This is a genomic window from Streptomyces sp. NPDC060000 (assembly GCF_042737375.1).
In the GTDB taxonomy this organism is placed as follows: Bacteria; Actinomycetota; Actinomycetes; order Streptomycetales; family Streptomycetaceae; genus Streptomyces.
Genome location: NZ_JBHWUU010000027.1, coordinates 55251 through 76487, shown reverse-complemented (window position 1 = coordinate 76487; position 21237 = coordinate 55251). Strand labels below are relative to the sequence as shown.

Annotated in this window: 16 protein-coding genes and 1 pseudogene; 6 read left to right on the top strand and 11 right to left on the bottom strand. The window is 67.9% G+C overall.

Annotated elements, in window-relative coordinates:
- Window positions 1-5 precede the first annotated feature (5 nt).
- The 7 genes and pseudogenes from kdpB to ACFWBB_RS16680 all read right to left on the bottom strand — a co-directional run bounded on the left by kdpB (window position 6) and on the right by ACFWBB_RS16680 (window position 7204).
- Entirely contained in the window at window positions 6-2138 is a 2133-nt protein-coding gene (kdpB, locus tag ACFWBB_RS16710; RefSeq protein ID WP_385272011.1) for a potassium-transporting ATPase subunit KdpB, read from the bottom strand.
- Entirely contained in the window at window positions 2135-3799 is a 1665-nt protein-coding gene (kdpA, locus tag ACFWBB_RS16705; protein WP_385272008.1) for a potassium-transporting ATPase subunit KdpA, read from the bottom strand. The genes kdpB and kdpA overlap by 4 nt, the downstream gene beginning before the upstream one ends.
- A gap of 5 nt (window positions 3800-3804) precedes the next feature.
- Window positions 3805-3894 (bottom strand): K(+)-transporting ATPase subunit F, encoded by a 90-nt coding sequence (kdpF, locus tag ACFWBB_RS16700; protein WP_256916116.1) that lies wholly within the window; start codon window positions 3892-3894, stop codon window positions 3805-3807.
- Between the two features lie 413 nt (window positions 3895-4307).
- Window positions 4308-4577, bottom strand: a pseudogene (locus ACFWBB_RS16695) (amino acid permease); the annotation flags it as partial.
- Between the two features lie 187 nt (window positions 4578-4764).
- Entirely contained in the window at window positions 4765-5103 is a 339-nt protein-coding gene (locus ACFWBB_RS16690; protein ID WP_385272004.1) for an STAS domain-containing protein, read from the bottom strand.
- Window positions 5100-6401 carry a PP2C family protein-serine/threonine phosphatase gene (locus ACFWBB_RS16685; RefSeq protein WP_385272001.1) on the bottom strand — a complete coding sequence of 434 codons (1302 nt, stop codon included), beginning with the start codon at window positions 6399-6401 and terminating at the stop codon, window positions 5100-5102. Before ACFWBB_RS16685 ends, ACFWBB_RS16690 begins: the two co-directional genes overlap by 4 nt.
- Window positions 6401-7204, bottom strand: a complete 804-nt coding sequence (locus ACFWBB_RS16680; RefSeq protein ID WP_385271998.1) for an alpha/beta fold hydrolase — start codon at window positions 7202-7204, stop codon at window positions 6401-6403. The genes ACFWBB_RS16685 and ACFWBB_RS16680 overlap by 1 nt, the downstream gene beginning before the upstream one ends.
- 237 nt (window positions 7205-7441) lie before the next feature.
- Here ACFWBB_RS16680 and ACFWBB_RS16675 point away from each other — a divergent pair, with 237 nt between their 5' ends.
- From ACFWBB_RS16675 to ACFWBB_RS16665, 3 genes are all read left to right on the top strand, one after another.
- Window positions 7442-8290 (top strand): RNA polymerase sigma factor SigF, encoded by an 849-nt coding sequence (locus ACFWBB_RS16675; protein ID WP_385271995.1) that lies wholly within the window; start codon window positions 7442-7444, stop codon window positions 8288-8290.
- Between the two features lie 1110 nt (window positions 8291-9400).
- Complete coding sequence (locus tag ACFWBB_RS16670; protein WP_385272050.1) at window positions 9401-9859, top strand: ATP-binding protein; 459 nt, start codon at window positions 9401-9403, stop codon at window positions 9857-9859.
- A gap of 393 nt (window positions 9860-10252) precedes the next feature.
- Window positions 10253-10612 carry a SpoIIE family protein phosphatase gene (locus ACFWBB_RS16665; protein WP_385271992.1) on the top strand — a complete coding sequence of 120 codons (360 nt, stop codon included), beginning with the start codon at window positions 10253-10255 and terminating at the stop codon, window positions 10610-10612.
- 145 nt (window positions 10613-10757) lie between these two features.
- Here the strand turns inward: ACFWBB_RS16665 and ACFWBB_RS16660 are convergent, their stop codons facing one another.
- The gene (locus ACFWBB_RS16660; RefSeq protein WP_385272047.1) at window positions 10758-11051 is read right to left on the bottom strand and encodes a PP2C family protein-serine/threonine phosphatase; all 294 of its coding nucleotides are present in this window, start codon (window positions 11049-11051) and stop codon (window positions 10758-10760) included.
- On the opposite strand from ACFWBB_RS16660, the gene ACFWBB_RS16655 reads away from it, so the two are divergent.
- The 3 genes from ACFWBB_RS16655 (at window position 11050) to ACFWBB_RS16645 (ending at window position 16438) form a co-directional block, all read left to right on the top strand.
- A complete protein-coding gene (locus ACFWBB_RS16655; RefSeq protein ID WP_385272044.1) occupies window positions 11050-12753 on the top strand; it encodes a glycoside hydrolase family 13 protein in 1704 nt (567 codons plus the stop codon). The genes ACFWBB_RS16660 and ACFWBB_RS16655 overlap by 2 nt on opposite strands.
- Before the next feature lie 464 nt (window positions 12754-13217).
- The gene (locus ACFWBB_RS16650) at window positions 13218-14636 is read left to right on the top strand and encodes a glycosyl hydrolase family 28-related protein (protein ID WP_385271989.1); all 1419 of its coding nucleotides are present in this window, start codon (window positions 13218-13220) and stop codon (window positions 14634-14636) included.
- A gap of 452 nt (window positions 14637-15088) precedes the next feature.
- On the top strand, window positions 15089-16438 hold the full coding sequence (locus ACFWBB_RS16645; RefSeq protein ID WP_385271986.1) for a glycosyltransferase: 1350 nt from the start codon (window positions 15089-15091) through the stop codon (window positions 16436-16438).
- Between the two features lie 349 nt (window positions 16439-16787).
- Here ACFWBB_RS16645 and ACFWBB_RS16640 read toward each other — a convergent pair whose 3' ends face one another.
- From ACFWBB_RS16640 to ACFWBB_RS16630, 3 genes are all read right to left on the bottom strand, one after another.
- Window positions 16788-17963 (bottom strand): PP2C family protein-serine/threonine phosphatase, encoded by a 1176-nt coding sequence (locus ACFWBB_RS16640; protein WP_385272041.1) that lies wholly within the window; start codon window positions 17961-17963, stop codon window positions 16788-16790.
- Window positions 17964-18019: 56 nt separating this feature from the next.
- The gene (locus ACFWBB_RS16635; RefSeq protein WP_385271983.1) at window positions 18020-18163 is read right to left on the bottom strand and encodes a hypothetical protein; all 144 of its coding nucleotides are present in this window, start codon (window positions 18161-18163) and stop codon (window positions 18020-18022) included.
- A 416-nt stretch (window positions 18164-18579) separates the two neighbouring features.
- Window positions 18580-20607, bottom strand: coding sequence for a HelD family protein (locus ACFWBB_RS16630; protein WP_385272038.1), 2028 nt, complete (start codon window positions 20605-20607; stop codon window positions 18580-18582).
- Between the last annotated feature and the right edge of the window lie 630 nt (window positions 20608-21237).

Below are 21237 nucleotides of genomic sequence, written 5' to 3'. Positions count from 1 at the left end.
GGCCTTCAGCCGATCCCGGGGATGAGGGAGATGAGCAGGTCGATGAGTTTGATGCCGACGAAGGGCGCGACCAGGCCGCCGATGCCGTAGACCGTCAGGTTGCGGCGGAGCATCCTGTCCGCGCTGACCGGCCGGTACTGCACACCCTTGAGGGAGAGCGGGACCAGCGCGATGATGATCAGGGCGTTGAAGATCACCGCGGACAGGATCGCGGAGTCCGGTGAGGACAGGCCCATGACGTTGAGCTTGTCCAGGCCCGGGTAGACGGCCGCGAACAGCGCGGGAATGATCGCGAAGTACTTGGCGACGTCGTTGGCGATGGAGAACGTCGTCAACGCGCCCCGGGTGATGAGGAGTTGCTTGCCGATCTCGACGATCTCGATGAGCTTGGTCGGGTTGGAGTCGAGGTCGACCATGTTGCCGGCCTCCTTCGCGGCCGACGTGCCCGTGTTCATCGCGACGCCGACGTCGGCCTGGGCGAGGGCCGGTGCGTCGTTGGTGCCGTCGCCGGTCATCGCGACGAGCTTCCCGCCCGCCTGCTCCCGCTTGATCAGGGCCATCTTGTCCTCGGGGGTCGCCTCGGCGAGGAAGTCGTCGACACCGGCCTCCTCGGCGATGGCCTTCGCCGTCAGCGGGTTGTCGCCCGTGATCATGACGGTCTTGATGCCCATGCGGCGCAGTTCGTCGAACCGCTCGCGCATGCCGTGCTTGACGACATCCTTGAGGTGGATGACGCCCAGCACGCGCGCCCCGTCGGTGTCCTCGACAGCCACGAGCAGCGGTGTACCGCCCGCCGCGGCGAACCGGTCGGTGAGCGCGCCGGCGTCGCTCGACACCTCGCCGCCCTGTTCGCGGACCCAGGCGATGACCGAGCCGGCCGCGCCCTTGCGGATCTTGCGCCCGTCGACGTCCACGCCCGACATCCGGGTCTGGGCGGTGAAGGCGATCCACTCGGCGCCGGTGAGTTCGCCCTGCCGGCGCTCGCGCAGTGCGTACTTCTCCTTCGCGAGGACGACGATGGAGCGGCCCTCCGGCGTCTCGTCGGCCAGCGAGGAAAGCTGGGCGGCGTCGGCGAGTTCGGCTTCGGCGGTGCCGCCCACCGGCACGAATTCCGACGCCTGCCGGTTGCCGAGCGTGATGGTGCCGGTCTTGTCGAGCAGCAGGGTCGACACGTCGCCGGCGGCCTCGACCGCACGCCCCGACATGGCCAGGACGTTCCTCTGCACCAGGCGGTCCATGCCGGCGATGCCGATCGCCGACAGCAGCGCGCCGATCGTGGTGGGGATGAGGCAGACCAGCAGCGCCACCAGCACGACCATCGTCAGATGCGTGCCCGCGTAGTCCGCGAACGGCGGCAGCGTGGCGACCGCCAGCAGGAAGACGATCGTGAGCGAGGCGAGCAGGATGTTCAGCGCGATCTCGTTCGGCGTCTTCTGCCGGGCAGCACCCTCGACCAGGGCGATCATGCGGTCGATGAAGGTCTCACCGGGCTTCGTCGTGATCTTGATGACGATCCGGTCGGAGAGGACCTTCGTACCGCCGGTGACGGCCGAGCGGTCGCCGCCGGACTCGCGGATGACGGGCGCCGACTCACCAGTGATCGCCGACTCGTCGACGCTCGCGACCCCCTCGACGACGTCACCGTCACCGGGAATGACGTCGCCCGCCTCGCAGACGACCAGGTCGCCGACGCGCAGGTCGGTTCCGGGCACCTGCTCCTCGCGGTCCCCGGCGAACCGACGGGCCACGGTGTCGGTCTTGGCCCTGCGCAGTGTCTCGGCCTGCGCCTTGCCGCGGCCCTCGGCGACCGCTTCGGCCAGGTTGGCGAAGACGACGGTCAGCCACAGCCAGGCACTGATGGTCCAGCCGAACCAGTCGCCCGGATCCTTGAAGGTGAAGACGGTGGTCAGCAGGGAGCCGATCCACACCACGAACATGACGGGCGACTTGACCATCACCCGCGGATCGAGTTTGCGGAACGCTTCCGGCAGCGCCTTGAGCAGTTGCCTGGGGTCGAAGAGGCCCGCTCCCACGCGACCCTCGGAGGGCTTGTGCCCGGTGGCCACGTCGCTGTGCGGCGCCCGGATCGGGGTGGCTGTGGACATCGAGTCCTCTTGCTTCTCTGTGCGGGTGGTCATGACGCCAGCCCCTCGGCCAGCGGCCCCAGCGCCAGGGCCGGGAAGTAGGTCAGACCGGTGATGATCAGGATCGCGCCCACCAGCAGACCCGTGAACAGCGGTTTCTCGGTGCGCAGGGTGCCTACGGTGACCGGGACCGGCTTCTGCTCGGCGAGCGAGCCGGCCAGCGCCAGCACGAACACCATCGGCAGGAAACGACCGAGGACCATCGCGAGGCCCAGCGTGGTGTTGAACCACTGGGTGTCGGCGTTCAGACCGGCGAAGGCCGAGCCGTTGTTGTTGGCGGCCGAGCTGTAGGCGTAGAGGATTTCGGAGAACCCGTGCGCGCCGCTGTTGGTCATCGAGTTGCCCGGCGTCGGCAGGGCCATCGCCGCAGCGGTGAATACGAGCACCAGGGCTGGGGTGATGAGGATGTAACAGGCCGCGAACTTGATCTCGCGGGTGCCGATCTTCTTGCCCAGATACTCGGGCGTACGGCCGACCATGAGACCAGCGATGAACACGGCGATGATCGCCATGACCAGCATGCCGTAGAGGCCGGAACCGGTGCCTCCCGGCGCGATCTCGCCGAGCTGCATGCCGAGCATGGTGATGCCGCCGCCCAGACCGGTGAAGGAGGAGTGGAAGGAGTCCACCGCTCCGGTCGAGGTGAGCGTCGTCGACACCGCGAAGATCGACGAGGCGCCGACCCCGATGCGGGTCTCCTTGCCCTCCATCGCTCCCCCGGCGATCTGGAGAGCCGGGCCGTGGTGGGCGAACTCGGTCCACATCATCAGCGCGATGAAGCCGAGCCAGATGGTGCCCATGGTCGCGAGGATCGCGTAGCCCTGCCTGAGGGAACCGACCATGACGCCGAAAGTGCGGGTCAGCGCGAACGGGATGACCAGCAGCAGGAAGATCTCGAAGAGGTTCGTGAACGGGGTCGGGTTCTCGAAGGGGTGGGCGGAGTTGGCGTTGAAGTAGCCGCCGCCGTTGGTACCGATCTCCTTGATGGCCTCCTGCGAGGCGACCGCGCCGCCGTTCCACTGCTGCCGTCCCCCCATGAACTGGCCGACCTCATGGATGCCGGAGAAGTTCTGGATGGCGCCGCAGGCGACCAGGACGATCGCGGCGACGACGGAGAGCGGCAGCAGGATACGGATGGTCCCGCGGACCAGGTCGGACCAGAAGTTGCCCAGCTCACCGGTACGGGACCGCGCGAACCCTCGTACGAGAGCCACCGCCACCGCGATGCCCACGGCCGCGGACACGAAGTTCTGCACCGCCAGCCCGGCCGTCTGCACGACGTGGCCCATGGCCTGCTCGCCGTAGTACGACTGCCAGTTGGTGTTGGTGACGAAGGACGCGGCGGTGTTGAACGCCTGGTCCGGGTCAATGGCCTTGAAGCCGAGCGAGCCGGGCAGCTGGCCCTGGAGCCGCTGGAGCAGGTACAGGAGGAGGACGCCGACCACCGAGAAGGCGAGGACTCCACGCAGATAGGCGGGCCAGCGCATTTTGGTGTTCGGGTCGGCGCCGATGCTCTTGTAGATCCACTTCTCGACGCGCCAGTGCTTGTCGGAGGAGTAGACCTTGGCCATGTAATTGCCGAGGGGGACGTAGGCGAGCGCCAGGGCCGCTATGAGCGCGAGCAGCTGGAGCACGCCGTCGAGTACGGGACCCACGCCGCTCAGAACCTCTCCGGGAAGATCAGGGCGAGGATGAGATAGCCCAGCAGGGCGACGGCCACGACGAGGCCGACGATGTTCTCGGCGGTCACAGCTTGGTCACCCCCTTGGCGACGAGGGCCACCAGCGCGAACACCGCGATCGTGGTGACGACGAAGGCCAGATCGGCCATCGCGAACTCCTAGGACTAGATGAGAGGTTCCGAAGAGAAGCGGACAGTTAGAGCAAACCCGCGTCCGACCGGAATCGGTCGTCCGTTGACGACTCCCTTACGGCGGAGCCCCCGCCTTTGACGGAACTCTTACGGCGGCTCCCACGCGGCGATGGGACGGCCCAGGCCGCGGTGCTCGCAGGACACCCTGAACAGCGGTACTCCGGGGTCCCCCTCCACCCAGGAGCGGGACCAGCGGTACTCCGGGGTCCCCCTCCACCCAGGAGCGCTCCAGGGTGTGCAGTGCGCCCGGTCCTCGGGGTAGGGGGCTCAGTTGTGGCCGAGGGAGGCGTCGGCGAGTTGGGCCCGCATGGCCCGCTTGGCCCGCGGACAGCGGAAGGACGGCACGGCGTTGGCGATCGCCTCGACGCCGGTCAGTGCCGCGCGCCCCGAGGCGAAAGCCTTCAGCAGCAGCAGTGCGCCCACCGTGTTCGCGTTGTCGGCCAGGACCGACGCGTGCTCGTCGGCGGTGCCCGTGCTGACCGGGGCCGACCGGGCCAGTCCGCCGACGATCAGGACGAGGATCGAGCCGACGAACACCACGGTCGGCACGATGAACGCCTTCCGCGGTCTGGAAGCATTCCTCGACAGCCCATCGGCTGCCAGCGATGCGGATCAGCTCGTCCAACGTGGTGGCGGCGGGACAGTAGGCGATTGCTGTTTGGCTTTTCGCGCTGTCGCGTACCCGGTGCCCACGACACACACCGTGGACGCTCCCCCGATACCGCCGCCCGATTCCACGCTCTGTGGATCAGGGCTGGGTAGCGGCTTCGCTGTCGGGGTGGAGGGCGAAGATCTGGTCGAGGCCGACGATACGCAGCACGCGCAGGGTATGGGCAGGAACTGCGGCGAGGGCGATATCGGCTTGGGCGGCGTGGGCGAGGTTACGAGCGGCGATCAGGGCGCTGATGCCGCTGGAGTCGCAGAATTCCAGGCCGGCCAAGTCCAGGACGAGGCGCTGTCCCGGCTGGAGGGGGATCGTCGTGAGCAGGTCCGGCAGTTCGGTGGCGTTGGTGTAGTCGAGTTCGCCGATGATCTCCAGAACGGGACCGGTCAGGGCGTCTCGGGTGGTGATCTTCAGCGGAGTCATTCGGTGTTCTCGGTCCTCGGGTCGGGGGTGGATGTGGGGATGCCGAGGGCGAGCAGGGCGGTGTCGTCGTCGAGGCCGTCGCCGAAGTCGTCCAGCAGGCCGGTGAGGGCCTGGATAAGGGCATGCGGGGGCTTGCCGGCGTGGCCGGCGGTGAAGTCTCGCAGGGCCTCGTCCCCGTACAGGGTGCTGCGGTCTTTGCCGGTGCGGGCTTCGGTGAGGCCGTCGGTGTAGAGCAGCAGGGTCTCCCCGGGCGCGAGGACCGCGGTGGCCGTGGCGAAGCGCGCCTCGGGCAGGGCGCCGACGAGAAAGCCGCCGGGGGTGGGCAGGAAGTCGGCTGTGCCGCCGGCCCGCAGGATGAGTGCCGGGGGGTGGCCGCCCGCGGCGAGGCGGACGGTGACCTGCCCGGTGACCGGGTCGGGTTCGAGGATGCCGAAGATGACGGTGCAGTAGCGCGGATCACCGCTGCCGGTGTAACGGTCGTGGAGCACCTTGTTGAGCGTGGTCAGGGCGGCGACGGGGTCGGGGTCGTGCACAGCGGCGGCGCGCAGGGTGTAGCGGGTCAGGGAGGTCACGGCGGCGGCTTTGGGACCCTTGCCGCACACGTCGCCGAGGAAGAAGGCGAAGCGTTTGTTGTCGATGGGGAAGAGGTCGTAGAAGTCGCCGCCGAGCCGGTCGGGGGAGGCTGTGCGGTAGTGGACGGCCGCCTCCACTCCGGGCACGTGGGGCAGGGTGGCGGGCAGCAGTGACTGCTGGAGCACTGCGAGGGCGTCCTGCAGCCGGGCGCGGTCGGTCTCGGCCTGTCTGCGTGCTTCGTCGGCGGCTTTCCGGGCTCGCAGAAGTTCCTGCTCGTAGGCGCGGCGGTCACGGGCGTCGAAGACGGTGGTGCGGATGAGTAGCGGCTCGCCGGTACCGCCGTGCTTGACCCCGGAGGAGACCAGTACCGGCATCCGTGCACCGCCGGGCTGTTTGATCTCCAGAGCGATGCCGCCGATCTTGCCCTGCATACGCAGCAGCGGCGCGAAGTGTGTCTCGTGGTAGAGCTTGCCGCCCACGGTCAGCAGATCGGTGAACCGCATCCGGCCCACCACCGCCTCCCGCTCCAGGCCGAGCCAGTCCAGCAGTGTGATGTTGATCTTCGCGATGGTGCCGTCCATAAGGGTGGACAGATACCCGCACGGCGCGTTCTCGTACAGTTCCTCGGCGCTGTCCTCCAGCAGGGCGGCGAATGCCGCATTCGCTGTTTCCTTCTCCTCGTTGCCTGCGCGGTGCGGGTCGGGCTGCTGCCCGGTGGGGCACATCAGCGCAGGCCCGCCAGGAAGCCGGTGATCGCTTCGTTGGTGGCCTCGGGTGCTGACAGGTGCGGGCAGTGCCCCGTCGCGTCGAGCGTGACCAGCTTCGAGCCGGGGATCGCCTGGTGGACGAAGGCGCCGACCTCGCGGGGGGCGATGACGTCCTGGGTGCATTCCAGCACCAGTGTCGGCACGCTCACACGCTTCAGGTCGTCCCTGGAGTCCGACAGGAACGTGGCCCGGGCGAAAACGCGCGCCATGTCGGGGTCGGTGGCGCAGAAACTGTTCGTCAGCTCCGCACCGAGCTCGGGCCGCTCCGCGTTCCCCATGATCACCGGAGCCATCGCCGCCGACCAGCCCAGGTAGTTCGACTCCAGTGAGGCCAGCAGCTCGTCGATGTCCTCCGCGCTGAACCCGCCCCGGTAGCCCTCGTCGTCGATGTAGCGAGGAGACGGAGCAACCATCACCAAGGCCCCGATGCGCTCCGGAGCCATGTCGGCGGCCAGCACCCCGATCATCGCGCTGACCGAGTGGCCCACGAACACCGCGTCGCGCAGGTCGAGCGCTTCGCACACCTCCACCACGTCCCGGGCATAGCCGTCGAGCGAGGCGTAACGGTCATCCGAGAAAGCGGACGGCTCAGCGCGGCCCGAGCCCACGTAGTCGAAGAGCACCACGCGGTAGTCCTCGACCAGAGCCGGCACCGTCAGCCGCCACATGTTCTGATCACAGCCGAACCCGTGCGCCAGCACCACCGTCGGCCCCTGCGGGTTACCGGTGACAGTGACGTTGTTCCTGCGATCGATATCCATACCCGCAACTCTCTCAGGCTGCGCCCACCAATCCGGCACAGCCCCTCAGCACCCCCCACCCTGCGCAGCTTCTTCACAAACTCACGCCGGGGCGCCGCAGGCAGATCTCGAGGGAGCCTGCGCAGCGGTGCCCGGTGCAGCGCTCCCGTGCGGTTCACCCCACAAAGGAGTAGGCATGAAGGTGGGGAGAAGGGGTAGACGCGGCCCGAGGCGATATGGCCGACAGGGGAGGGACACATGGTTACCGATACGGCAATGACGACGGCGGAGGCGCAGTGCGCTGAACTGCCGGAGGTCCCGGACCCGTCGAAGGTGGCTCCGAAGGACGCGCGTGAGCTCACCCGCCTGTTCTTCCAGCAACTCACGGTGCTGGAAGAGGGCACGCCGCAGTACCAGTACGCGCGCAACACGCTGATCGAGATGAACATCTCCCTGGTCCGCTACGCGGCCTCCCGTTTCCGCAGCCGGAACCCGGAGGAGATGGAGGACATCGTCCAGGTCGGCGTGATCGGTCTGATCAAGGCCATCGACCGTTTCGAGCTCTCCCGCGAGGTGGAGTTCACCTCCTTCTCGATCCCCTACATCGTGGGAGAGATCAAGCGGTTCTTCCGCGACACCACCTGGGCCGTGCACGTCCCGCGCCGCCTGCAGGAAGCCCGCGTCCAACTGGCACGCGCCACCGAGGAACTGCACAGCCGCCTGGGCCGCACCCCGACCGTGGCGGAGCTGGCCCAGCTGATGAACCTGGAGGAAAGGGAAGTCATCGAGGCGCGGCTGGCCTCCAACGGCTATCGCTCCTCCTCCCTGGACGCCGCCATCAACAACAGCGAGGACGGCGAGTCGTCCCTGTCCGACTTCATCGGCAACGACGACGGCGCGCTGGAACTGGTGGAGGACTTCCACGCCCTCGCCCCGATGATCGCCGACCTCGACGAGCGCGCGCGCAGGATCCTGCACTGGAGGTTCGTGGAGGAACTCACCCAGGCCCAGATCGGCGAACGGCTCGGCGTCTCCCAGATGCACGTCTCCCGGCTGCTGTCACGCACCCTGGCCCAGCTCCGCGAGGGCATGCTCACCACCCACTGACACCGCCACCTCGCAACAGCGCCTTGCTTGGCGTGGCGAACCCGTACACCACGCCACCACCCTGCGCGGAGTCGGTCCCGAAGCGGCCCGCCTCACACACTCAGGGCGCGCTCCACTCATGTGGGCCGCCTCCGCGCCGTTCCACCCACCCACGGATCGACCGGCACACCCGCAGGATCGCCGACGCCCGCTCCTTCGAGGACCATCACCGTGTCGTGGTCGCTGTAGCGGTGCCGAGGATCTCTTCCCGCCCGTACGCTTGCACGGTGACACTGCGGCTAACCCAAGGGCGCGCGAGGGCGGGTGTACGACGATCGGCGCGCGAGTCACGACTCCCGGCGTCCTCCCGACAGGGCCGTGCAGCGAATCGGCTGCCCGGTCGGGCGAGTGCCGGACCAGTGAGACGGCGCGGGCCTCCAGCACGCGGGGCGTACATCTCCCGCCGCCCGCGGGCACTCCCCCGCGAGTGTCGATTCCGTGGCCCAAGGTCACGCAAGCAGCCTGACCCGCACCTCACCGCTCGCGGTCCACCTGCACGGCATGACCGGCCTGCGTGAGGATCGCCGGCAGCGCAGACCGCAGAGCAGCACGAACACCTTCGAACTCGGCATCCTCCGGCCTGCGGGAGCCAACTCGCTGCCTGGCAGCATCTCACCATCACCGAGCCCGTCTCCCGCCGCACCCGCAGACCAGGCTGGCCTCCTCACGAGCCGACGCCACATCAACGCCGGCACGTGCCAACGTCCCGCACGCCGGGCGGCGAGCACACCGGTGCCGTACGGAACATCGGCACACCGGTGCCGTACGGAACATCGGGGTGCGCACGAGAGTGACGGCCATCGTCATCGGGTGCACACCAAAGAGTGGAGCCCACCGAATGGCGCACGGGATGTTCTGCGTCCGAGGGCGGCGGCATCCAAGCCAGGACCGGGCCGGTTGCGGTCTCCGTCGCAGTGCCGTTCTGCATCCCATCCGCGAGTGCTCCGCGTCGGTCAGGTGCCGTACCGCCGAGCCAGACGCTCCAGGCCTGCTGTGCTGTAGAACACCGCCTCTGAATGCACGACAACGTGGCGGGTACACGCACTCGCACGGACGGGAAGCAGAAGGATGATGCCGGTGCAGCCGCAATCCGACGACGGGGACCGTGCGCGCCCTGGCGCTCACCTGATCAAGGCCGGTTACGACCTGGTCGGGAACGGATGCATCGGCGAGGCCCGCCGGCTTGCCGCCGCTTTCCTCACCCAGGTGCGGGACGAGCACGGCCTGGATGTCTCCTCACGGGCCATCGAGCTGACTCAGTTGGTGGTCAGTGAGCTGGTCACCAACGCCCGCAAGTACGCGCCGGGCCCGGTACTGATGGAGCTGCGCATCACCGATGCGATAGTGGAAGTCGTAGTGTGCGACAGCGACCCCACCCTGCCGACGGCCGGGGCCGCTGACCCCGGCCGGATCGGACGGCACGGCCTGGAGATAGTCAAGGCCGTCGCCCTTGACCTCGTCATTGAGCGCCAGCTGGTCGGTAAACGCATCACCGCCGGGATCGCCCTGGCCGACACCGGACAGCGTTGACGTGCAGCGCAGCACGCAGTCGGCCCACCCAGGCCCTGGGCTGTGCCCGGGCGTGTCTTCGGTCCGGTGCGTCTGCGTCTCATCTCCTCTGGTGACAGCGTCATCACGAACCGGTCGTACACCGATGTGTATCAGTGGGGCCGGCGCACCAGACCACGACGTCAACGCCTCCTTGCTCGCCACCCTCGCACTGGACGCGCCGCGCGGGGCCAGGCGGGCGGGGCCAGGCGGGCGGGCGGGCGCGGATTTGTTCGAACAGGCCCGCGCGGCGCATCAGACAATGCTCGACCATGGCGACAAGGGATACGTCACCGGCCAGCTCCTGCGCATGAACCTGCTTGACGGCGGCACAGAGTTCGTCAACGCTGGCCGCTGCGGTTGCGAAAGGGGAAGGTGGAGGAGCTCAACGTCGCAGTCGACATGCCGTTCGGCTTCCGCTTCCCGCACACCTATCGGGTTCAGCAGCTGGATCTGCGGGCCGGTGACCGGTTGTTCATGCTTACCGACGGCTTGCTCGAGCACCACGGCCGCACCGTGGACCTGGAAGAGATGATCGTGCGCACCGGTGACCTGCATCCGCGGGAGGCCGCCCGCACGGTGATCGCGATGGTCGTCGCCGCCCACGGCGGTCATCTCCAGGACGATGCCACCATCATGTGCCTGGACCGGCACGGCGGTAGGCACTCCCGGCGCCACGCCGACACCGGGGCGAACCTCGCCAGCGCATCCCCCGCACCGACCCCGCCAGGGTGACGGACCGCCGGGTCAGCAACTTCTTTGAGACCACTGGGTCTTGGCGTCTCATTGACGTGTCGTATCCCTCCAGGTCGAAGAGCCGCCTGGCGGCACGCTCGTGTGAGCCGGACACGATGCGCGCCGCAAGGGGGCCGGCCGGAGGTCAGGGTCTGCTCAAGCCCTCGTGGGGGCTGGTGGCGGTCAGGACGAGGACGGCCTGGTCGTCGTCGATGCCCTGGCCTGCGGTGAACGCGTTGACGGCTTGGGTCAGCGCGCCGATGACGTCCTGCGCGGTGGGCCGGCGCGGTGCACTGGTCAAGGCGTGGGCCAGGCGCTGCTCGCCGAACTGGCTGCCGTTGGCGTCGCAGGCTTCGGTGATTCCGTCGGTGTAGAGCAGCAGGCTCTCGTGCGGGTGCAGGTGCAGGCGGTAAGGGGTCAGGCGGGTGTCGGGGGTGATGCCGAGCAGGGCTCCGTCCGCGTCGACGGTGTGGGTGCTGCGGCCGGTTGAGGCTGTCGGGTGGTGGCGTGACGCAGTCTGCTACCAGGTGTACCTGCGTGGTTTCGCTGATGGAAACGGCGATGGTGTCGGGGACCTCGCCGGGCTGCGCCGGCGCCTGCCCTATCTGTCCGAGTTGGGTGTGGACGCCGTGTGGGTCAATCCCTGGTATCCCTCTCCGATGGCCGACGGAGGTTACGACGTCACCGATTACCGGGCCATCGATCCTACGTTCGGGAGCCTGGCCGAGGCCCGCGCGCTGATTGAGGAGATCCACGCTCTGGGGCTGCGCATCCTGATCGACCTGGTGCCCAATCACACCTCCTCGCAGCACCCCTGGTTCGAGGAGGCGCTGGCCGGCGGCCCCGGCTGCGTCGGGCGGGACCGCTTCATCTTCAGGCCCGGCCTCGGGCCGGATGGTGACCTGCCGCCCAACAACTGGCGGAGCGTTTTCGGCGGCTCGGCATGGACCCGCCTCGTCGAACCCGACGGCCGGCCCGGGGAGTGGTACCTGCATCTGTTCGCGCCTGAGCAGCCCGACCTCAACTGGAACAATGCCGAGGTTCGCCGGGAATTCGAGTCGGTCCTCAGGTTCTGGTTCGATCACGGCGTCGACGGGACCCGCATCGACGTCGCGCACGCCATGATCAAGGCCCCAGGTCTGCCGGACCTGGGGCCGGCAGACATCGAACTCATCGGATCGGCGGCCCATCCAGGCCATCCTCACTGGGACCGCGAGGGGGTCCACGAAGTCTTCCGTGACTGGCGCGCGGTGGCCGACTCCTATGCCGAGCCCCGCGTGTTCGTCGCCGAGGCGTGCGCACGCAATCCAGAACGCCTCTCCCGCTACGCCCGGCCCGGGGAACTGCACACCGCCTTCAACTTCGACTACCTGACCACCCCGTGGCGCGCGACGCACATGCGCACTGCGATCGACAGATCCCTCACGACGATGGGCGCCGTCGGCGCGCCGGCGACCTGGGTGCTCTCCAACCATGACGTCGTGCGACACCTCACCCGCTACGGGCGGCCGCAGTCCGACGGCCCGGTGCACGATCTCGCCGATCATCTTCTTGACGGCCGGTTCGACCTGGATCTGGGCACGCGTCGGGCACGGGCGGCCGCTCTGCTCACGCTGGCTCTTCCGGGTTGCGCCTACCTCTACCAGGGCGAGGAACTTGGCCTGTGGGAGGTGGAGAACCTGCCCGCTGAGGCGCTGCAGGACCCCATCTGGCAGCGCTCGGGGCACACCAACCGCGGCCGCGACGGCTGCCGCGTGCCGATGCCCTGGTCCGGCGACACCCCGCCCTTCGGGTTCAGCCCCGACCACGCCGGATCAGCCCCGTGGCTGCCCCAGCCACAGGAGTGGAAGCGTCTCACCATGCAAGTGCAGCAAGGTGACGAACAGTCGATGCTGGAGCTGTACCGGCGGGCGCTGCACATCCGCAGGCTTCACCCGGCCCTGGGCAACGGGTCATTCGACTGGGCCCCTGCCGCTGGACCCGACGTGCTGTCCTTCACCCGTCCCCCAGGATTCCAGTGCATCGTCAACTTCCGCCCTGACGCCCTTCAGCTTCCAGATCACGACCGTGTGCTCCTGAGCAGCGTTCCCCTGGAAGACGGACGCTTGCCCGGCGACGCGGCCGTCTGGCTCACCCGATGACACCCGCGCGCTCCCACCTTTGGGCCGGGAGCCGCGGCGGGGAGCGCCAACCACACGAGCTGAGGCCGATGTCAACCAGATCGCCCTGCGACGGCCCGTCGGCCAGTTGACCGCCGGGCAACGCCGAACGTGACACCGCGTCGTCGATCACCAGACCGGGGGACGCATGTACGGATGTGTAAGCACTTCACGGCTTGTTCCGGAGTCACTATACTGACATAGAGTAATCGACCACACCTGTAGCGTAACCAGACGGCGGATCGGCAATCGTGCCCTCCCCCGTCCCTGAGCAGCCGGTCACGGAGCCCGTTCCCAGGGAACGAGCTGCTCCGCCGGGACCGACCTCCTTGAAACCTCGATTGCGATCGCTCCTGGTCGCCTCTTCTCAGGCCGGCTACCGGATCCGGTGTTCCGCTGCTCCCAGATCAGCGCCCCACGTCGACATGCAAGCGACGGAGACCATCATGGCCACCAGCTACTGGTTCAATGTCATGGATTACGGTGCGACCGCCAATGGCGTCACCGATGACACCACCGCAATCCAATCCGCGATCAATGCGGTGCCTTCCTCCGGCGGAACTGTCGTTTTCCCGGCGGGCACCTACAAAATCTCCTCCGCGTTGGTGGCTCGCTCCAACCTGATTCTCCAAGGTGTCAGCGACGGCTCGTCGGTGATCGCGCAGAGCAGCACAACGGCCAACGGCCTCACCGGCTCGGACATCACGAGGCTGACCGTCCAGGATCTCACCGTCCAGGGGCCGGGCAGCGGCAGCGGTAAGGGGATCCTGCTGACGCGATCGGCGAACCCCGCGACCGTCTCGCTGGCGTTCTCGCGGATGACGGTGAAGTTCTTCGGCAACACCGGAATCGAACTGTCCAACCCGATCGTGTCCACGTTCACCGGGGTGACGTCGGCCAACAACGGCAACCACGGCTGGGACATTCACGGTGTCTCCGCAGGTGCGGCAGGGACGAGTTGCTCGTTCATCTCCTGCTACGCCGACATCGTCACCAACGCCGGTTTCCGTCTCGACACGATGGCCTACTGTTCCTTCGTCGGCTGCGCCGCGGACCACTGCGGGATCGGCTACGAGGTGACCGGCATCGGAAGCCAGAGCATCAGCTTCACCGGATGCGGCGCCGAATCCGCAGTCAACCGCGGCACCGGATACGACGGCTACAGCTGGAAGATCAACGCAGCGATCGGCGTGGGCCTGTTCAACCCCTTCACCTACAGCAGCCCCAACGTCAGCATCTGGGTCACCGGTGGCGCCCGAGGGGTCAGCATCCTCGGATTCGCCGAGAACACCCCCGCCGGCACGGCGGTCAACTCGGTCAAAGTCGACTCCGGTTGCTCAGCCACCCTCGGCGACTGCAGCAACGTGAAACCCCTGTCGCTGGCGGGCAGCACCAACATCATCAACGACACCGCCGGCGGCACCGTCGCCACCGGGTTCGTCTACGGCGCGGACTCCGCCTTCTACGAAGGCAGCGTCTCCTCCGGCACCGCGCCGACCTCGGCCGACCATCTGACGCGCAAGGACTACGTCGACGCCAAGGTCAACCCCGCCCCCGTCACACTCACCGACGCCCCCACCATCGCCACCAACGCGGCCCTCGGCAACCTCTTCCGCGTCACCCTCCAGGGCAACAGAACCCTGGGCACACCGACCAACCCCACCAACGGCCAACGCATCACCTGGGAACTCATCCAGGACGCCACCGGAAACCGCACCCTCACCCTCAGTTCGGCCTTCGTCCGGGGTACCACCATCCCCACCGTCACCCTCACAACGACGGCCAACAAACGGGACTTCCTCACCGCGATCTACAACGCCACCACGAACAAGTGGTACGTACTCGAGTTCGTCAAGGGTTTCTGACCGGCAGGGACCAGGCTCGACCGCAGTGATCCACTTGCCGACCGGCCCTGATCAGGGAGAATCGGCTTCAGGGCACCTCCGTCATTTCCCGGCGAACAGAGCCGGACGGCGGGCGGGATCAGGCCGTGGAGCGGCGGCTGCCGCGGCGCTCCGACGAGGACAGCCTCGTCAACGACGCCGGGAACTCGTCCGCCGCCCTCGCTATCGCTCAAGCAACCCGGTGCCATCAGGAGCAGGAACCCGATCCTCCCGGCGTCGTGGGACTCCGTCCTGGGCGATGCGCGCAAACGGAAGCCGAGGTGTCATTCGTGGGCCGGCCGACGCGGGGGGAGACGCGCAAAGAGGCTTGGGGGCCGGCGTTCGTAAGGCAGAGCAGAGATCTGACCTCCAAAGGACTGACCCTGCCCGGGCACATACCCGACCTTCGCCGCGCCGGCCCCGGACGGATCGTCGTGCTGGTACCCGCGCACAACGAAGAAGCACTCATCGCCGAAACCCTCCAGTCGCTCGCGGCCCAGACCAGACCCGCGGACGAGGTCATCGTCGTCGCCGACCGATGCACCGACCGCACCGCTCACATCAGCACGGCCCACGGCGCCAGGGTCGTCGAATCGGTCGCGAACACGCAAGCCAAGGCCGGTGCGCTCAACCAGGTCCTGGACGAATTACTGCCACGGCTGTCCGACGACGACGCCGTCATGATCATGGACTCCGACACCTCGTTGTCCCCCGAGTTCATCGCCAGGGCAGCCCGCCGCCTGCACGAGCAAGAACCCGGCCTCGCACCCATCGGGGGCGTAGGCGCCATCTTCTTCGGCTACCCCCTGCACGGTCTGGTCTGCCACCTCCAGGACAACGAGTACGTGCGCTACGCACGCGAACTCCACCGCCGCCGCGGCCGCGCCGACGTCCTGACCGGCACAGCCTCCCTCTACCAGGTCAAGGGCCTGCGCCACGTCCACCGAGCCCGCACCGAGAACACCTTGCCCAGGGGAAACGACGTCTACGACGTGGAGTCGCTGACCGAGGACAACGAACTGACCCTCGCGCTCAAACACCTGGGATACCGCTGTGTCTCCCCGTGCGCCTGCATCGTGGGCACCGAACTCATGCCCACCTGGTCCCGGCTCTACTACCAGCGGCTGCGGTGGCAACGCGGCGCCCTGGACAACCTCAAGGCCTACGGCCTCACCCGCGCCACGCTGCCCTACATGTGCCGGCAGACACTCACCTATCTGAGCGTGGCCTTCGTCCCCTTCTTCCTCACCGTCCTGGGGTACTACACCATCACCAAGGGGTTCCCCGGGGTGCCGTGGTTCTGGGCCGCGGTCACCGGCATCGCGGCCTTCGAACGCGTCTGGGCAGCCAAACGCGGCGGATGGAAGGCTTTGCTGCTCGCCGTTGCGATCGTGCCGGAAGTACTCTTCGACCAATTCCTCAACGTGGTCTACGCCAAAGCCCTCATCGACATCCTGACCCGCACCGACGCCACCTGGGAACAAACACACGGCCGTAAGAAACACCTGCGCAAGCTGCTGATCACCATGTGCGGTCTGGTCCTCCTGCTGGCCGCCGTCATGGGCCTGGCCTTCGCCTGCATCGCGCTCGGCATCGCCTGGTACCTGATCGCCGTCTTCGTACTCTTCGGCGCCGCCGCAGCCGCCGTCCGCCTCAGCCGCCTCTACCCCCTCGGACTGCTCCTTTCCCTGCCCAGCGGAGAACCGAAACACGACGAAATCCCACCCTGGCGCCAACCAGAATCATCAGCATCGGCAGCAACCGGCTCCCGCAGCCACGGTTGACCGGTCACGGAAACACAACCGCCCCACGGCTGAACCGCAAAGCCGGACAGGACGTAAGTCGTCGATCCCTCCAAGGTTGTCGTCGAAGCGCTGTCAGCCGTGCGCGACCGGCCGCCCGCCCTGCGATCGATGTTCGTCGGGGACATCACGGACAGGAGGGCAAGCTCTCCCGGATCAGCCGGACCGACGCCATACCGCTGCTGCGCAGCGCGTCGTGGCACAGGGTGAGGAACTCCAGCCTCAGTGCTTTTTCCCAACCAGAGGCCCTCCCCCGCGCACGCCGGATTTCTCCGGTGCGGGGAAGCCGGCCCCTGCAGTACACAGCACCTGTTGCGGGACAAGAACCTGGTCACGGCTGGTGCTTCGGGCGACCGGCTGAAGCCTGCCGAGTGTCCGCGCCGGAGCTGACGTGCCGCTGTGTCTCCTGGGGACCGTGCCAGTCCATGCACATCACGGTGGCATCGTCTTCGAGCCGACCGCCGGCGGCGTCCCGGACTGCGGACGTCAGCATCAACGCGGTCTCCCGCGGGTGCAGGTCCCGGGTGCGCTCCAGCAGGGCGGGCAGGTCGACCTGCTCCCCGTGACGTTCGACCATGCCGTCGGTGAACATGAGCAGACGGTCACCATGGCGCAGATCGAGGTCCTGAACGCGGTAGGGGAGGGTCGCGAACTCGGACAGCCCGAAGGGATGGTCCACCTCGCAGGTGATCACCTCCACCGCGCCCTCGCGCATGCGCAGGGGCCAGGGGTGACCGGCGTTGACGAGCTGGGCCTGCCCGGTGTGGAGATTGATGCGCAGCAGCTGCCCGGTGGCGTGACCGTGGCCGTGGCCGACCAGTGCCTGGTCGGCCCGCTGGGCCTGTTCGGCCAGGCCGGCTCCTGCGCGGCGGGCGCCGCGCAGCGCGCTCACCAGGACCGTGGCGGCCAGAGCGGCATCGATGTCATGGCCCATGGGGTCGGTCACCGAGACATGGAGGGTGTCGCGGTCCAACGTGTAGTCGAACGTGTCGCCGCTGAGGCCTTCGGAGGGCTCCAGGCTCCCGCAGAGGGTGAACTGCGCGGCCTCGCACGACAATGCCGGGGGCAGCAGCTGGTACTGGATTTCTGCTGCCAGGGTGGGAGGCCTCGAGCGTTTGCCCCAGGTGTAGAGGTCGGTGAAACGCCCGTTGGCGATCACGACGTAGGCCAGGATGTGGGCCGCTTCCCCGACCTCATCAAGGACGTCCTCGCCGGGGTCGGCCGGCAGGAGCAGCTCCAGCAGCCCGATCGCATCCCCCCGGTTGGTGACCGGCACAATCACCCGCTCCCCCTGACCGGTCGCCTCCTGATACAGCCGCTGGGTACGGATCACGTCCTCGTAGACGCTGCCGAACAAGGGGATCCGCTCCGCCTCTCGCCCACCCTCCGCAGGGGCGGTGGACAGCCGCGCTACTGCCTTCCCCGTCAGGTCCACGATGAGGAAAGAGACCTTCATGGCTTTGAAACGCCGCCGCAGGTCCTCCGCGATCACGTCGACGGCCTCCACCGGCGCCGCCGTCTCCGCTGCCGTCAGCAACCGGGGAAGTCCACTCTGCCCACCACTCACGACCACAGTCCCTTCCACCGGCACAGCTCCAGGTGGTCCTGCCACAAACGGATCCAGTGATGCCCGGTCGCGCGGACCACGCTGAACGGCGCCGTGACCAGGCCGAACCAGATGGCGCCGCACCATACGCTTCGGGGCATGGCAGACCTCCGCAGCTATCCCCGAGCCTCTTCAGCCTAAGACTCGCGCACCGCCTCAGCTTCCTGCGACCGCTACCGGCTGCCTCAGCGGCACGCTCGGACAGTTCCCGATCGCCGGCACCGAGCCCGCGCCAATCAGCCAGGGCCCGTGGGCACCCCGTGAACAGGACGACAGCGGGTAGGCGAAATCACGCGATAACCACGCCCTGTGATGAAGAAGAAGAAACGACCCACGGGAAGAGTTCTATGGTCACCCCGCCCAAAAGCCGGGCATCGGATGAACGTCGTCGGCTTGGACCAGGCCGCGAGATGCCGGGTGCGGCCACGAGCGGTGAGGCGGCGAGCCGCCCCGTGCGCGCGGGCCGGTTCTGTACCGCGCCGGATGCGCCCACGGCGACGACGCGGGCGCCGAGTCGTCAGACGGGCTGGACGGTGATTGTGCAGAGGCGCTTGGTGGCCCGGGTCAGGGCTACGTACAAGTCCCTTTCCCCACCGGGGCGGGCCGTGATGATTTCCTCGGGGTTCATGACGACGACCCCGTCGAATTCCAGGCCGCGTGCTTCGGACGCCGGCACGATGCGTGCGTGGTGAGCCATGCCCTGGGCCGTCAGCTCGCTCACCCTGGTGTCCGCGCAGATCACTCCCAGAAGCTCGCCCGGGTGCGCGGTGCTCTGGGCGCGGAGTTCCTGAACGACGGCGGTGACCAACCCGTCCGGAGGTGTGGTCACGGTGCGAGGGCTCTCACCGCTTCGCGGTGACCGTGTGGGCTTCTGGTCCGGAGCGATCCGCGTGAGCAGGTCCCGGACGCTCTCCAGGATCTCCTGCGTGGTGCGGTAGCTGACAGTCAGGTTGTGCAGTTTGAACCGCGGTCCGACGTGGGGGCTCAGTGCCTCCTTCCAGTCGCGTGCTGTCGCGACCGGGCCTGCCTGGGCGAAGTCACCCACCAGCGTCATCGCCCTCGCCGGGCAGCGGCGGACGATCATCCGCCACTGCATGGCAGTCAGTTCCTGCGCCTCGTCGACGACGACATGCCCGTACGTCCGCTCGGGGGGCCCGTCGACCAGGCTCGCCGCCTCGTCCAGCAACGGCACATCGGCATCGGTCCACGGGTCGTCCTGACCGCGCAGCAGAAGGGACCGCTCCTGCGCGGTCAGGCGGGGCAGGCACTCGGCGAGAGCGCCGGCGTTCGTCAGGAGCGCCTTCACGAGGTCACCGGGTACCAGCCGCGGCCACAACACCTCGACCGCTCGGTCGACGCCGGCGTCGTCGAGGAGATCGGCTCGGACGGCGTCCAGGTCCAGCTCGTGGACCGGACCCGAGTCGGCCGCACCTTCGGCACGGCGCTGGGCGGCTCCCGTGAACCGGTCGAGGTCCATGCCCGTCATCCTGGCGGCATCGGCGTCGATCTGCTCCAGGAGGTCGCCCATGTCTCGTTGCATCGCGTCGGTGACGGCGTCGACCAAGAGCTCCCTGAACACCTGGCGCGCGGGGTTGTGCCCCGGTGCGGCTGCCACGGCGGCGTCGCGTGCCGTGGCGACTTCCTCGCCGGACAGGTGAACCAGTTCCTGTCCGACCCGCACGGTGAAGTCACCGGCAGGGGCTTGGTGGACGCGCAGCAAACCGGCCAAGGCGTCGGCGAGGTCGGAGCTGCCCTTGAGCCGCGCCGTATCGAACGGGTCCACCGTGTCCGTGGACACTCCGGCCAGCTCCCGGCAGGTCGCCAGAACGACGTCGTTCTCTCCGAGCGAGGGAAGGACCTGGGAGATGTAGTCGAGGAACCGGGCGTTCGGGCCCACCACCAGGACACCCTCCTCCGCGGCGCGTGGGAACGCGTACAGGACATAGGCCGCCCGGTGCAGGGCGACCACCGTCTTGCCGGTGCCGGGCCCGCCCTGCACCACGGTCACCCCGCGGTGGGCGGAGCGGACGATCTCGTCCTGCTCGGCCTGCAGCGTCGCGACGGCCGCGTGCATCCTGCCCGTACGCCGTGCCGACAGAGCCTCGGTCAACGGGCCGTCCCCCACGACGTCCTCGTCGGTCGGGGCAGTCCCGTCCAGCAGTTCGTCGCTCACCGAGACGACCGTGCGCTCCTCGATGCGCAGGTGCCGGCGCCGCCGCAGGTCCATCGGGTGAACCGGTGTCGCCTCGTAGAAGGGCCGCGCCGCGTTCGCGCGCCAGTCCACGAGCAGAGGCAGGTCATCCTCCTCCGTATGCAGTCCGATCCGCCCGATGCGCAGGGCCGTGCCATCCGTCCAGTCGATGCGCCCGAAGACCAGCCCCTTTTCGGCGCCCTCCAGTCGGCCGATTTCCTTGGCCAGACGCTCGGCGGCGATTTCTCTCTCGTATGCCTCACCGGCGCTTTCCGCCGGGGCCTTCAGCACGCTCGCTCGGTGTACTCGCGCCTCGGAAAGCCGCTCGGTGAGCAACTCATATAAGGAGGACACATAATCCCGCTCCGATTCAACCGCACGCACAGCGGGATCATTCATTTTTGACAACAGGGGGCTCCTTCGATTCGAGCCACACCATACGGTCAAAGTTCTCTAAAGATAAGTCTTGACTTACTTGGTAAATCATGACCCTAAGACTGAATCCATGACGGCTGACCGTATGGCGTGTCATGCATTCCGCCGTTCCGTATATAGCTAATTGCGCTCCCCATGCCCGCCTGCCTTATGGGCGAGCCCGCCCTTGGATGCCGGCGATGTTTTGCCGCGCTCGGGAAAAGGGGGAAGATCCGGCGAGGCGACCGGCGCCATCGAGCTCACTGCCAGGGGGCATCTGATCGCTTCGTCCGGCGACCCGACCGATGAGACGAGCACAGAATGGGTTAAGGGTGAACTCTCACCCCGTTCGTCGCCGCGACGCCCGGACGGCAGGCGCGGCGGGCGTCCAATGAACCCGGGATTTCCGGGGCCCGGGCAGCGGCGCTCACGTTCTCGGTATGTCGGGTAGCCGTCCGCGCAGAGCGCTGTTATCGGCTTCGAGATCGGCGGTCTCAAGGCGAGCACCTGGATCCGGTTCGCGTAGGCGGCTCCGGTCGCCGGAGGTCGCGTCGTAGCCGTTCGGGCCCG